Consider the following 13,600-nt stretch of genomic DNA (forward strand, 5'->3'; position numbering starts at 1 on the left):
ATTTTTAATCCGTATTTTTTGTTTATTTATTGTTATTTTGTTTTTCTGCCACACGAAGTTTAGCACTGTGTGCGCGGTTATTATACTCGAGTTCTTCTTTTGATGCAATCACTGGTTTTCGATTCACCAGCTTAAGTCGCGCTTCCATTTCTTTAGGAAGTATCGGTAATCCTTTGGGAACTTCTACTGTACTATATTCTTTAAAAATAGATTTTGTGAGCCGATCTTCAAGAGAATGAAATGTAATCACAGAGATTCTCCCACCGATAGCTAAAAGATCAATTGCTTGCTCAATTGATGTTTCTGCTGCACCTAATTCATCGTTCACTTCAATGCGAATCGCTTGAAAAATTTGCTTTGCAGGATGTCCTTTTTTCTTTAGTTCCTTTTGAGGAAGTGCTGATTTGATAACATCAGCCAGTTCAAGTGTTGTCTCAATGGGATGTAGTGCCCGTTTTTGCTCGATTTTTCTTGCAATTTGCTTGGAAAATTTTGATTCACCATAACGATAAAAAATCCGAACCAAGTCATTAAAAGGATAATCATTGACAACTTCGTAAGCAGATAATGCTTGCTCTTGATTCATTCTCATATCAAGACGTGCCTCTTTTTTGTATGAAAATCCACGAATGCGATCATCAAATTGTGGACTTGAAACGCCTAAATCATAAAGAATCCCATCAATTTTTTCTACACCTAGCGCATCCAGCGCCACTTTTAAATTTCTAAAATTATCTTTAATCAGTGTCACTTTTTGAGCGGCAAGCTGATTTTTTAACCGTATTTTTGCATGGTCATGTGCTGCTTGATCTTGGTCAAATGAATAAAGATGTCCTGTTGTCAACTGGCTCAAAAGATATTCACTGTGCCCTGCACCACCTAATGTTGCATCAACATAAACACCATCTGGCTTGACGTCAAGGAGATCAACAGTTTCATGTAATAAGACGGTGTCATGTTTGAATTCTTGAGGCATCTCTTATACTCCTTTTGTGCTCTTGTTGAAGGTCTGCTCTCTTATTTTATATCACATTCTTGTTTTTTTAATGCTCACGTGAAACAGACTTATTTTATTATAACACTTTTTGATAAATTTGGAAGTGTTTTTAATGAAAATTGTCAATTTATTGTCAACTTCATTTTTTTTATGTTATAAAAAAAGCACCCCCTAAAGCTCATCACATCGCACCTTAAACGAAATTTAATTTTTGATGCTTCTCTTTTTTCTTACAGAAGCTGTCAATTGAATTGACGCTTTTCGTAAACTTAAATTTTGAGAGGAAATAAAAAAGCAAGGACTAAACTTCCTTACTTTTTTGTCTCTTTTAATAGCATTGCAAGACTTGTAGGGACTAAAACCAAAAGAACCAAGAATAAAACATAGTGGATCAACTCAAAATGATGAATGCCATAACTTAAGCGATTGACACGAAAAATCGCGCGTTCTATAAAAATGACGGTTAAAAATCCAAGAAATAAAAACAATATCTTGAAAGAAGAAATCCCAGCATCTCTAAATCTTCTTGAAAAAACTGCAAGTTCAGGTAAAAGAATGAATAGAAAATAAATTCCCGTCATGAGTAGTGTCAATTGCGCTAAAGGTCCTGTAAAATCAAAAAGAAAAGACTCAATTTTTTCTGTCAGTACTGACAAAAATAAACAGAACACCCCGATTCCTAAAAAAACAAGTTGGCTCCACAAAAAACTGCGTCGTGTCGTTTTTCCTCTGAAATCAAACATCCCAAACACATAATTTTTAATGGCTTGTGAAAAATGCAGTGATCCATTTTCCAAAATTTTTGGCTCTCCCACTTCACCATCGAAGTTAGGAAGTGTCTCAACTGCTTTTGTGGCGGATTTTAAACTTGCAAAAACTGTAAGTACAATCCCCCCAATTCCTGGAAGGAGCAAAAGAAAAATGAGTGGAAAGGGAAGTCCGACATCGTTGAGCCGTCTTGTCAGTAATGACAGACCTGCAAAAAAAGAAATAAGAAGATAAGTCAGTAAAAAATACGCCAAAACGACGGCCACTACTGTAAAGCGATCTGGTAAAACTGGACTTGAAAGCCACTGAAAGCCGCAAATAAAAATCAAAAAGACGAAAATGATGAATAAATGAACCACAATTGCTTGCCAAAACGCACTGCGACTGGTCCTTGATGTAAAATTTGAAAACCCAAGCCAAAATTTCCGATATGAATCAAACATGATATTCTCCAATCTTAAACATCATAGCAAATCAGGCTTAAATTAATCGTAATTACGGCTGTCATCATCTTCATCATCACGGTATTTGGATGGGAAAAGGCATAAGATGTAAATCAGAAGGGTTAAAATGCTTGCTACTGTTGAAACAACTCCCAACCCTTTTTCTCCGATGAAGGGTGAAATGATGCCATAGAAGGCCGCAATCGCAAAAAGATAAGCTAACACATTAGGAAGTGCTGCATCTTTTAGACGACGTGCCACAAGCGTTGTGTTAGGAATCAAAATTACCGCTCCTAAAATAGCGCTGAGGATAACCATTGCAAGAATCGCACCAGTCGGGTGCAAACTCAAGGCCTGTGTTTTTTCAACTGTTTCTTCTCTACTCAAATTTTTTGAGCTTTCAATAATTTTCGCCACCATTGGAAGCGTGATGAGGGTCCGAATGAAACTTAAAATGGCAAAAATGATGGTATTGACTAAAAAGACCCACCAGTAGTCTTTTCTGCTACTATAACCATTGAATTTTAGTGCTTTTTTCCAATATTTTTGATATGCTTTGATCATTTTTAATCCTCTTTTTTATTTTTATTTTTGAATCCATTTTTACTGTAATAATTTTTTAGCTTGTGCAAGTGCTTCTTTCGTTACATCATCTCCAGCAAGCATTTTTGCGAGTTCTTGAATGCGTTCTTTTTGATCTAATTTTCGAACCGTTGAGGTCGTGACATCGTGTGCTGAACTTTTTTCGATGTAAAACTGCGTATCTGCAATAGCGACAACTTGTGGTAAATGGCTAATCGCAAGAACTTGTCCATTTTTTGCGATTTTATAGATTTTTTGAGCAATGGCTTGAGCCACGCGGCCAGAAACGCCTGTATCCACCTCATCAAAAACAATTGATGTTTTATTTTCACGACGTGAAAAACTGGATTTTATGGCAAGCATCAACCGCGATAATTCTCCTCCTGATGCCGTTTTGGCAAGCGGTTTAAACCCTTCTCCTGGATTCGTTTGAATAAAAAATTCAACGTGTTCATTCCCATGTGAAGAAAACTTTGCCTGCTCAAATTGAACTTTAAAATCCGCTTTTTCCATATATAATTCAGACAGTTCTTTTTTAATGTCTGCTTCTAAATCCTGTGCCATCACGTGTCTTGTCTCATTTAATGCACGGCTTGCGACTAAAAGCTCATCTTGTGCTGCTTTAACTTGTTTTTCTAACGACTCTGAATCATGATCAGCTCCAGTCAAATCTGATAGCTCTAACTGTACTTTTTCTAAGTAATGGACAACATTTGAAAGTGTTGGCCCATATTTTTTCTTTAACGTATTGAGTGTCATGATGCGATCTTCAATTTGCAACAATTCATTTGGATTGAATTCCAATTGTTCAAGCTGACGCGTGATTTGAGAGGAGATGTCAGAAAGCACATAATAACTCTCTACTGTTTTGTCAGCCAAATCCTGATAGATCGGATCAAATTCAGCAATTCGATCCAGTTCATTCATTGTAATTTTGATGTGATTAAGACTAGAAAAATCATTTTCTTCATCATCAAGCGCAAGCGCGGCTGTTGAAAGTGCATCGGCGATATTTTTAACGTTATTTAATTTTTCTCGCCGTTTTTCTAATGTCTCATCTTCAATCGGATCAATCGCTGCTGCTTCAATTTCTTCTGCCTGGAATTTCAAAATCTCAATGCGTTGTGCAAATTCTTGAGCATTATGTTGCCGTTTTGTGAGTTGCAGTCGCAAATCCTTATAACGCTCAAATTTTTGAACATAATCTGAGCTGATGCGTTCAAACTTTTCATCCCCAAATTCGTCCAGTAAATGCAGATGGTACTTCGCATTCATCAACTCTTGGCTGTCATGTTGTCCGTGAATATCTACCAAAAAATCACCCACTTGACGCAACGTCGCAAGATTAACCATCTGTCCATTAATGCGACAAACAGAGCGTCCATTTGCAAAAATTTCTCGCCGAAGAATCAACTCATTGCCAATCGAATCAAATCCTAATGCTGTCAGTACTGACAGAAGTCCAGCATTCTCACCAAAGAAAAATAGTCCCTCAATCTCAGCTTTTTCAGTCCCATGGCGCACGAAATCACTTGAAGCTCGTCCTCCTAAAAGTAAACTCATCGCATCAATAATGATGGATTTTCCTGCCCCCGTTTCCCCCGTTAAAATCGTCATCCCAGTTTCAAAAGAAAGGTGAACTTCTTCAATGATTGCAAAATTTTTAATCGAAATTTCTTGTAACATCCTTACCTCCAATTTCTCATCTCAATTTTAAAAGATTTTAATTTTTGAGCATCTGATAAGCTTGTTTTGCGCTGTCAGTACTGACGAAAATTGCTAAAACAGTGTCATCATCAATGACAACGGTAAATAGATCATTTTTAAATCGATCTAATAAATGACTTTTCACAAGACTGGTCGTTCCAGGATTGGTCTGTAACGCAAGCATTTGCTCTTGTATTTTGATTGCTGTAATGGAATCAAAAAGTAAATCCTGCGAAAGAAAATCAGCCCTGACACGTTCCGTTTTTTTGGGTAAATCATAACGATACCCCCCTGATGTTGCTGGAATCTTGATCAACGCTAAACTTTTAATGTCTCGTGAAATCGTTGCTTGTGTCACATCAATATGATGCTCCAAAAGAAGAGAAACCAGCTCATCTTGGGTTTTCACTTCTTTGGTTGAAATTAATTCAGCAATATAATTTAAACGCGCTTCTCTTTTCATTCCAAAGTTTCCTTTTCTCTTTTTAACATCTCCTCAACATTGATGGATTCATTGATTTCAACGTTTTGATCCTTTTTTAAATGAACCAAGAATTCAACATTTCCTCCTCCACCTTTGATGGGAGAAAATGTAAGATTTTTCACAGAAAAACCACATTTTATCGCTGTCGTGAGCACTTTTTCAATCGTCATCTTGTGCACTTTGGGATCTTTAACAATTCCATTTTTTCCCACTTGCGCGCGTCCTGCCTCAAATTGGGGCTTTATCAGCGCCACAACATTGCCATTTTGTAATAAAATATCAAATAAAGGAGGTAAAATGAGATCTAAACTAATAAAACTCACATCAATCGATGCAAAAGCAGGCTGTCCTTTTGAAAAATCAGTCGGGAGTGCATTTCGGAAATTAAACTGCTCCATCACGACCACTCTTTGATCAGATCGGATTTTCCATGCCAATTGATTTGTTCCAACATCCAGTGCATACACTAATGAGGCACCATTTTGTAACATCACATCTGTGAATCCACCTGTAGAAGCACCAATATCAAGACATAAAAGCCCATTGACATCCACATTAAATTCGCGCAGCGCTTTTTCTAATTTTAAGCCCCCACGACTGACATACCTTAACTTTTCACCTTTGAGACGCAATGCGATAGAAGCATCAATTTTTTGACCCGGTTTGTCAAAGCGTTCACCCGTTTTTTCACTCACTACAAGTCCAGCCATAATCCCGCGTTTTGCTTGTTCACGTGTTTCAAATAGCGCTTGATTCGTCGCTAGAACATCTACTCTTTCTTTCATTTTTCTCTCTTTAATCTCATCATTTACACATCACCATCATTTTTCAAAATGCCAGTTTACTTTCCATACGTTTTTTATCTGGAATTGTTTCAGATCTGCTCCAAATTTTTAACCAGTAATAAAATGTCAGATTGATTCACTATTGTCAGTACTGACAACGCATTTTTCACTTCTGTCAGCAAGCACAAAAGCTGAGTTTTAGCCGCTTCAAGTCCCAAAAGTGAGACATAGGTCGATTTTTCTTCGATAATGTCTTTACCAGGTGTTTTTCCAAGTTCTGCAAACGAACGTGTCACATCCAAAATATCATCGCGGATCTGAAATGCAAGCCCCAATTTTTCTCCGATCTGACGCAGCTGTATAAGTTCTGTTTCTGATACGTTTGCAAGAATTCCCGCTGCCACAAATGGAAACGTCAGCATCCGTCCTGTTTTTAGTTGATGAATTTCTTCAATTTCAGAACGATTGAGTTCTTTTTTTTCGCAATCCATATCCAAAATTTGACCTGCCACCATCCCAAAAGAACCCGAAGCATAAGCCAATTCTTTCACCAAACTTACAACATTTTGCGCAGGTAAATCGCAACTCGCAAGGACAAAATAAGGATCTAAAAATAAACTATCTCCCGCTAAAATTGCAGTCGCTTCATCAAATTTTTTATGATTTGTCCACTTGCCCCTCCTGTAATCATCATTATCCATCGCAGGCAAATCGTCATGAATCAAAGATCCCGTATGAATCATCTCAAGAGCCGCAGCGACTTCAAAATGTGCCGGTTTCAGCTCTATTTTGTACGCTTCAAGCATTGATAAAAACAAGAGCGGGCGAATGCGTTTCCCGCCAGCCATCAGAGAGTAAGTCGTTGCTTGCGCCAAATGTGAGGGAAATTTAAGATTTTTATAAAAGTTTTCAAGAACTTCTTCAGTTTTTTTAATTTTCGTGTTCATTAGTTATCATTATACCAAGATGTAAGCGCAAATCGCTCAAAAAAGGCGAGAAAGAAGAAATTTTTTGGTTTCTTGCAAGCAGGTTCAAAAATTTCAGCTTTCTTGACAATTTTTATTTGCGGGCACTCTATTATACCAAAAAGCACAGGCAAAGCCCATGAATATTTGATGAAAAGCAACGTTTTTTTGATTAATACGCTTTTTGCTCAGCTGAAAAATCGCGTTCTTGATCATCTGTTCCTACAATCTTGACGAGCGTTTCTTCTGCTTCGTTCAAAGTCTTTTTCAATTTTTCAGATAAAATCATTCCCTTTTGAAATTCTGCAATCGCATCTTCCAGCGCCACATCGCCCGATTCTAATTTACGCACGATTTCTTCGAGTGCTTGTAAATTTTCTTCAAATTTTGCTTCTTCTTTTTTTGTTGCCATTTTTTTCTCCTAAAAACGCGCATTATTTCACGCTAGCATGCGCTATAAACACACATTTTTCATTCATTCAATCACTGCGTTGACTTGACCATCATATAAATCAATCAAAAGTTTATCTCCACGATTCACTTCACTCACACTTTTAATGATTTTCCCATTTTTGTCAGTAATGACAGAAAATCCTCTAGCCTTAATTTTAGAAATATCTAATAAGATGAGTTTTTGATAAGCATTCTCTAACCGATTTTTTTGATGCTCCACACGCTTACTGTAGAGCGGAATCAATTGTCTTGCTGTCAGCTCATAACGGTGCTGATTTGCGGCAATTTTTTGTTCTGTCAGTGCTGACAGACGCTCTGTGAGTCGATCAACCTTTTGAATATGCCCATCGTATAAGCGTTCTGGCTGTCGAAAAACAACTGACCGTGCCAATTTTTCAACCTGATCTCGTTTATTTCTCAAAAGCAATGACAAGCGATTGATCATCCGATTTTCCTGATCTTTCGTAAAAGCAAGCAAATCCATTTTTGTATTTGGGGTTGCTAATTCAGCTGCAGCTGTTGGTGTTGCCGCACGTGCATCTGCCACAAAATCCGCCAAAGTCACATCCGTTTCATGTCCAACTGAGCTGATCACTGGGATTTTTGACTCAAAAATCGCCCGTACCACGACTTCTTCATTGAATCCCCACAAATCCTCGATAGATCCGCCACCACGACCAATAATGAGCACATCAAAAGTGTCACGTAAATTGGCCCGTTTAATGTTTGCGGCAATTTCCTGCGCTGCACCTTCCCCTTGAACTTTCGTTGGATAAAGCACCAGCTCAGCTATTGGAAATCTGCGCTGCACAGTGGTAATAATATCTCGAATCACAGCACCTGAAGGACTCGTGACAACTGCGATTTTTTTGGAAAATTGGGGCAAAGCCTGCTTAAACCGCGCTTCAAACAATCCCTCAGCAGTCAATTTTTTCTTTAATTGCTCAAATTTTACTGCCAGAGCTCCGACACCATCTGGCACCATTGTCTCAATATTTATCGCATAAGATCCCCCAGGCGCATAAAGCGAAATTTTTCCTACTACAAGAACCTTCATCCCGTCCTCAAGCTTAAAATCTAACTTTCGAAACTGTCCAGCCCACATATTCGCCTGAATGACCGCTCCTTCATCCTTAATCGCAAAATACTGATGATGCGGCCGTTGTCTAAAATTTGAAATCTCTCCTGTCAAATAAACCCGTTCCAAATAAGGATCGCGTGAAAATTTACTTGCCAAATATTTGGTTAATGTACTTACTGTTAAATACTCTGCCACTGCTCACGCTCCTTTCTTTTTCATTAATTTTTTATTGATCATGACGTTCAAAAATTCATTGCGCTCTTTTTCATTAAGCTCTGGGATTGAAACCCTGATCCGTCCATCTTTGTTTAATGCCTGCATTTTTTGTGCTTGCAAAGTCAAATAAAAATAAAAAACATCTCCTTTAGTTTCACGCCCTTCAACGTCCATCATCTCCACGCGCGATACCCATTGCCACTTAATTTTTATCTTTCTTTTCAGTGATTTAGTCTCCCACAAATAAAAATTTTGGAATTCTACTTGCATCTGATCATAGCGAATCGCTGGGATAAACCATCTCAAAATCATAACCACCGCTCCAATCAAGCAAAAAAGACCAATCAAAATAAATAATCCCCCCACCACATTTCCAATGCTTAACTGTGAAAACCCAAAGAAAATCACAAATCCACAGGCTAAAACCATTAAAATCAAGGAAAGTGGTCGTCTTTTAAACGCTACCTTTTTTTCTTCCATCTTCTATCCTACATCTTTTCATTTCCTATTCTACCATATTTCCCAAAGAATGAAATAAAATGTTTGACCAAAATCCAAACAAAAAAACATTAGCAAAAGCTAACATCTTCGTTCAGATCATCCAACGTTCAGACCCACTGTGATATCACTACTTTTGGCTTGCCAATTGTGCCGCGCGAACCGTTTGTTCCATTAACATCGTGATGGTCATCGGACCCACGCCACCAGGTACTGGTGTGATCAAACGTGCAACATCCTTCACCTCATCAAAATCAACATCGCCACACAGTTTTAAAGACTCATCCCGATTCATTCCAACATCAATGACCACCGCTCCTTTTTTCACCATGTCTGCAGTGATAAACTTGGCCACTCCAATCGCAACAACCAGAATATCTGCACTTTTTGTCAGTGCTGACAGATTTTTTGTCCGACTATGCGCAATCGTAACCGTTGCATTTCCCATCATCATCAGCTGTGCCATCGGTTTACCAACAATATTGGACCGTCCCACAACAACTGCGCGCTGACCAGATAAATCCACCTGATAAGCCTTAAACATTTCCATAATTCCAGCTGGCGTTGACGGAATCATCACCGGATTCCCTGCCCACAACCGCCCCATATTCATTGGATGAAATCCATCCACATCTTTATTCGGATCAATCGCAAGCAACACCTTTTCCTCAGAGATATGTTTAGGCAATGGCAGTTGGACCAAAATCCCGTGCCACGCTTCATCTTGATTATATTCTTCAATCAAAGTAAGCAAATCCGCTTCAGATGTATCCGCTGGTAATCTCACAACCTTAGAATGAAATCCAAGTTTTAGTGCTGTTTTTTCCTTATTTCGTACATAAACTTGACTTGCAGGATTTTCCCCAACCAAAATCACAACTAACCCTGGCACAATCCCTTTTTTCACTAATGCTTCTACTTCATCTTTCAAATGAAGCTGTAACGTTTCAGCTAATGCTTTTCCATCTATTAATTTCATAGTTTTAGTATATCATAAAATAAGTGCCCCTATAAAAAAATCTCCCTTCGTTTTTCATTAAATTAAAAAAACAATCGTAAATATCGAAAATTAAAAAGCGATCGTTTAAACGACCGCTTCTTGCTCATTATTTTCAATCGATTGAGAAAATGTTTTAATATTTTCTGTCGCCGCTTTCATCTCCACTTGACGAATGTCACGTGGCAAAAACTTCCGAATGTCATCTTCATTATAACCCACTTGAAGCCTACAATCATCAAGAATTAACGGCCTTCTTAGTAACGTGCGATTCTCATCAAAAATCCGAACCAATTCATTTATTGAAAGACTTTCAAAATCAAGATTGAGTCGTTGATAAGCACGACTGCGTTTTGAAATCACTTCTTCAGTCCCATCGTCAGTCAACGATAAAATCTTTAAAAAGTCCTCACGCGTCATGTGATCATTCAACAAATTCACTTCTTCATATTCCAGTTGATGGTTCTCCATCCACTCTTTTGCTTTTTTACATGAACTACACGAAATCACAGTATAAATTTTAATCATGGTTTTTTCCTCACTTATTTATAATTTTTGTTATTTTTTATTATTTATTTCTCATTTATTTATAATTATATTATAACATTATTAGAAAACAAGTAAAGAGCAAAAACCCCATTTTAAGGTTTTTTAATCAAATCGTAATCAAAAGAAAAAGCCTGTTCATAATACAGACTTTTTAACCTTTATTGATAGACCCGATAAATCCGATCTGACAACAAACAAAGCACTTCATAATTAATCGTATGTCGCCATTGCGCAATTTCCTGGCATGTAATTTCTTGCGCTCCATCACGTCCAATTAACGTCACTGGAGTTCCAATTTCATAATCTTTTTCTAATTTAATACACATTTGATCCATTGAAACACGTCCAATAATCTCACAAAAGTGACCATCAACCAAGACATGAAACCCTTGCATATCCCTCGTCCAACCGTCCGCATAACCAATCGAAACCGTCCCTACGATTGTATCTTCTTGTGCTGTAAAGGTTGCCCCATAGCCTACTGTATCTCCCTCATGAATTGTTTTCACATGGGTTAGTTCAGATTTCAACTCTAGCGCAGGTTCCAACTCAAATGGCAAAGTTAACGCATTCCCGCTTGGATTTAGCCCATACATCGCCACTCCCAACCGCTCAATATCCTGAACCTCTTTTTGATGCCACAATCCTGCCGCCGAATTTGTCGAATGGACAAACTCAGGACGTCTTGAAAGATGCGCCACAATCGCATCAAATTTTTCTTTTTGCGCGCTAAACTTACTTTCTTCTTTCTCATCTGCTGTTGCAAAATGAGTAAAAATCCCATCAAAAATAATACCGTGTTGATCTGCAAGTGCAATCATCTCATTTGCTTCTTCTACATCGCAAACCCCGATTCGGCCCATTCCTGAATCTACCGCAATATGAATTTTCAAACCCTTGATTTCTGTCGGTTGTGACACAATTATTTTCAACCACGCCAAGCTCGGTGCAGTCAAAGTAATATTCAAACTTCTCGCAATATCCGCGTTTTCTGGCACAATTCCAGATAAAACCAAAATCGGTTTTGTGATTAAATGATTTCTAAGCTCAAGTGCCTCATCAAGATTAGAAACACAAAAACCATCCACCAACTCATGAACACTTCTTGCCACAGCAACCGCACCATGACCATACGCATTAGCTTTCACCACTGCATACACATCACTTTTTTGACCAATATGTTGACGCATTTTTTTGACATTGTTTTGAATCGCGCTCAGATGAATCAGCGCTGGCGTGTGACGATGTGGAGATGATTTCATTTTCAATCCTACTTTCTTCAATTTTGACACAGAAAAATGATTAAATGGTTTCTAAAACAACAAAAGCAACAGCTTCAACATTACTGTGAGAAATACTCAAATGCACATTTCCTCCCTCAAAAGGATGCTTAGAAAAATAAGGCTTCCCCAACGTATCATTTTGAATTTCTAAGTCATGCATCGCCAAACTCCGGCCAAACCCAGTCCCAAAAGCTTTTGAAAAAGCTTCTTTAGCTGCCCAACGTCCAGCCAAAAATTCAACCTTACGACGCTCAGAAGAAAACATCTGAAATTTTTCAAACTCTTTAGCAGTTAAAACCTGAATCACAAACTTTTCAGAACGCCCCATTGCTGCTTGAATTCTTGATAATTCAACATTATCAACACCATTTCCATAGATCATGGTATCAATTATATCACTTTTATCGCTCAGCTTCATCCCCTAATCAAAAAACTTAGATTGATTCTTCTAAATTTTTAAAACGAAATAATGATTGAAGCAAAAAAACGCTACACACAATCAATCGCGCTGAATAAAATCAAGTACCTTCTTGTATCAATAAGATAGAGGATTAACCCCGCACTTTTTAGATAAAAACAAATGAGTACAATAGGAAAATGTTGAGAGTGCAAAAACTATATCATATTTTTCACAAAACAATGTAAAGTTTTACTGATAGGAAAATGTTGAGAGTGCAAAAACCTTCTACATCAGGCTCATAGACAACTCCATGTTTTACTGATAGGAAAATGTTGAGAGTGCAAAAACACATTTGGTTGTCAATTGGTTGGCATACTGGTTTTACTGATAGGAAAATGTTGAGAGTGCAAAAACACATTTGGTTGTCAATTGGTTGGCATACTGGTTTTACTGATAGGAAAATGTTGAGAGTGCAAAAACTCTCCTACAATTAGTCGGTGGTTACCGAGCGGTTCTACTGATAGGAAAATGTTGAGAGTGCAAAAACTTTATTCCATTCATGAACAATCACGACGGAGTTTTACTGATAGGAAAATGTTGAGAGTGCAAAAACACAGAGCCTGGTCTTGAAAAAGTTGAAGGAGTTTTACTGATAGGAAAATGTTGAGAGTGCAAAAACGAGTGTGTGGCGGAATTCATTGAAAGCTATGTTTTACTGATAGGAAAATGTTGAGAGTGCAAAAACGAACAAATGGAACGATTGGGTATCAAGAATGTTTTACTGATAGGAAAATGTTGAGAGTGCAAAAACCATTCGGAAAAGCAGTCAACTCATCAAGTAGTTTTACTGATAGGAAAATGTTGAGAGTGCAAAAACCAACAAGTTGTTCTCTCAATGCGTCACGGCGTTTTACTGATAGGAAAATGTTGAGAGTGCAAAAACAAGTAAAGAGTTCAAGAATGATATATTTAGGTTTTACTGATAGGAAAATGTTGAGAGTGCAAAAACACATAGGGTGTCGTGAATTGATACCACTTAGTTTTACTGATAGGAAAATGTTGAGAGTGCAAAAACAATACAACGCTAGCGAAATGATACACGTAAGTTTTACTGATAGGAAAATGTTGAGAGTGCAAAAACTTAAGCGTGAATTTGACTTAGGAAGGGCATAGTTTTACTGATAGGAAAATGTTGAGAGTGCAAAAACTACCACGAGCTGAAATAACACGTTCCATCCGTTTTACTGATAGGAAAATGTTGAGAGTGCAAAAACTAGCAGTCGCAATCACAAGCGGAATGGGCGGGTTTTACTGATAGGAAAATGTTGAGAGTGCAAAAACATATTGTGCCAAAATATTTTCAATTATTTACGTTTTACTGATAGGAAAATG

14 protein-coding genes and 1 CRISPR repeat array (1 of these 15 cut by a window edge) are annotated in these 13,600 nt (G+C 37.7%); all 14 genes read right to left on the reverse strand.

Annotation, left to right across the window (positions count from 1 at the left end; genetic code table 11):
• Window positions 1-22 precede the first annotated feature (22 nt).
• On the reverse strand, window positions 23-976 hold the full coding sequence (gene rsmH, locus GHI93_RS08305) for a 16S rRNA (cytosine(1402)-N(4))-methyltransferase RsmH (RefSeq protein WP_153496588.1): 954 nt from the start codon (window positions 974-976) through the stop codon (window positions 23-25).
• A 332-nt stretch (window positions 977-1,308) separates the two neighbouring features.
• A complete protein-coding gene (locus tag GHI93_RS08310) occupies window positions 1,309-2,208 on the reverse strand; it encodes a DUF805 domain-containing protein (protein ID WP_153496589.1) in 900 nt (299 codons plus the stop codon).
• A gap of 42 nt (window positions 2,209-2,250) precedes the next feature.
• Entirely contained in the window at window positions 2,251-2,772 is a 522-nt protein-coding gene (locus GHI93_RS08315; protein ID WP_153496590.1) for a DUF805 domain-containing protein, read from the reverse strand.
• Window positions 2,773-2,811: 39 nt separating this feature from the next.
• Window positions 2,812-4,476 (reverse strand): DNA repair protein RecN, encoded by a 1,665-nt coding sequence (gene recN / locus GHI93_RS08320; RefSeq protein WP_153496591.1) that lies wholly within the window; start codon window positions 4,474-4,476, stop codon window positions 2,812-2,814.
• Window positions 4,477-4,513: 37 nt separating this feature from the next.
• Window positions 4,514-4,960 (reverse strand): arginine repressor, encoded by a 447-nt coding sequence (locus tag GHI93_RS08325; RefSeq protein ID WP_153496592.1) that lies wholly within the window; start codon window positions 4,958-4,960, stop codon window positions 4,514-4,516.
• Complete coding sequence (locus GHI93_RS08330) at window positions 4,957-5,766, reverse strand: TlyA family RNA methyltransferase (protein WP_153496593.1); 810 nt, start codon at window positions 5,764-5,766, stop codon at window positions 4,957-4,959. Before GHI93_RS08330 ends, GHI93_RS08325 begins: the two co-directional genes overlap by 4 nt.
• Window positions 5,767-5,855: 89 nt before the next feature.
• On the reverse strand, window positions 5,856-6,713 hold the full coding sequence (locus GHI93_RS08335; RefSeq protein ID WP_153496594.1) for a polyprenyl synthetase family protein: 858 nt from the start codon (window positions 6,711-6,713) through the stop codon (window positions 5,856-5,858).
• 190 nt (window positions 6,714-6,903) lie between these two features.
• The gene (locus GHI93_RS08340; protein ID WP_153496595.1) at window positions 6,904-7,143 is read right to left on the reverse strand and encodes an exodeoxyribonuclease VII small subunit; all 240 of its coding nucleotides are present in this window, start codon (window positions 7,141-7,143) and stop codon (window positions 6,904-6,906) included.
• Between the two features lie 63 nt (window positions 7,144-7,206).
• Window positions 7,207-8,460, reverse strand: a complete 1,254-nt coding sequence (gene xseA / locus GHI93_RS08345; RefSeq protein ID WP_343030347.1) for an exodeoxyribonuclease VII large subunit — start codon at window positions 8,458-8,460, stop codon at window positions 7,207-7,209.
• Between the two features lie 3 nt (window positions 8,461-8,463).
• Window positions 8,464-8,961 carry a DUF202 domain-containing protein gene (locus GHI93_RS08350; RefSeq protein WP_153496596.1) on the reverse strand — a complete coding sequence of 166 codons (498 nt, stop codon included), beginning with the start codon at window positions 8,959-8,961 and terminating at the stop codon, window positions 8,464-8,466.
• Between the two features lie 148 nt (window positions 8,962-9,109).
• On the reverse strand, window positions 9,110-9,958 hold the full coding sequence (locus GHI93_RS08355; protein WP_153496597.1) for a bifunctional methylenetetrahydrofolate dehydrogenase/methenyltetrahydrofolate cyclohydrolase: 849 nt from the start codon (window positions 9,956-9,958) through the stop codon (window positions 9,110-9,112).
• Window positions 9,959-10,063: 105 nt separating this feature from the next.
• Window positions 10,064-10,504 carry a Spx/MgsR family RNA polymerase-binding regulatory protein gene (locus tag GHI93_RS08360; RefSeq protein WP_153496598.1) on the reverse strand — a complete coding sequence of 147 codons (441 nt, stop codon included), beginning with the start codon at window positions 10,502-10,504 and terminating at the stop codon, window positions 10,064-10,066.
• A gap of 179 nt (window positions 10,505-10,683) precedes the next feature.
• Window positions 10,684-11,787 (reverse strand): alanine racemase, encoded by a 1,104-nt coding sequence (gene alr / locus GHI93_RS08365; RefSeq protein WP_153496599.1) that lies wholly within the window; start codon window positions 11,785-11,787, stop codon window positions 10,684-10,686.
• A 40-nt stretch (window positions 11,788-11,827) separates the two neighbouring features.
• Window positions 11,828-12,190, reverse strand: a complete 363-nt coding sequence (gene acpS / locus GHI93_RS08370; RefSeq protein ID WP_153496600.1) for a holo-ACP synthase — start codon at window positions 12,188-12,190, stop codon at window positions 11,828-11,830.
• A gap of 264 nt (window positions 12,191-12,454) precedes the next feature.
• Window positions 12,455-13,600: direct repeats of the CRISPR family, unit length 36 nt; unit sequence GTTTTACTGATAGGAAAATGTTGAGAGTGCAAAAAC (it continues 1,999 nt past the right edge of the window).

It is taken from the genome of Lactococcus hircilactis (assembly GCF_009601015.1).
In the GTDB taxonomy this organism is placed as follows: domain Bacteria; phylum Bacillota; class Bacilli; order Lactobacillales; family Streptococcaceae; genus Lactococcus; species Lactococcus hircilactis.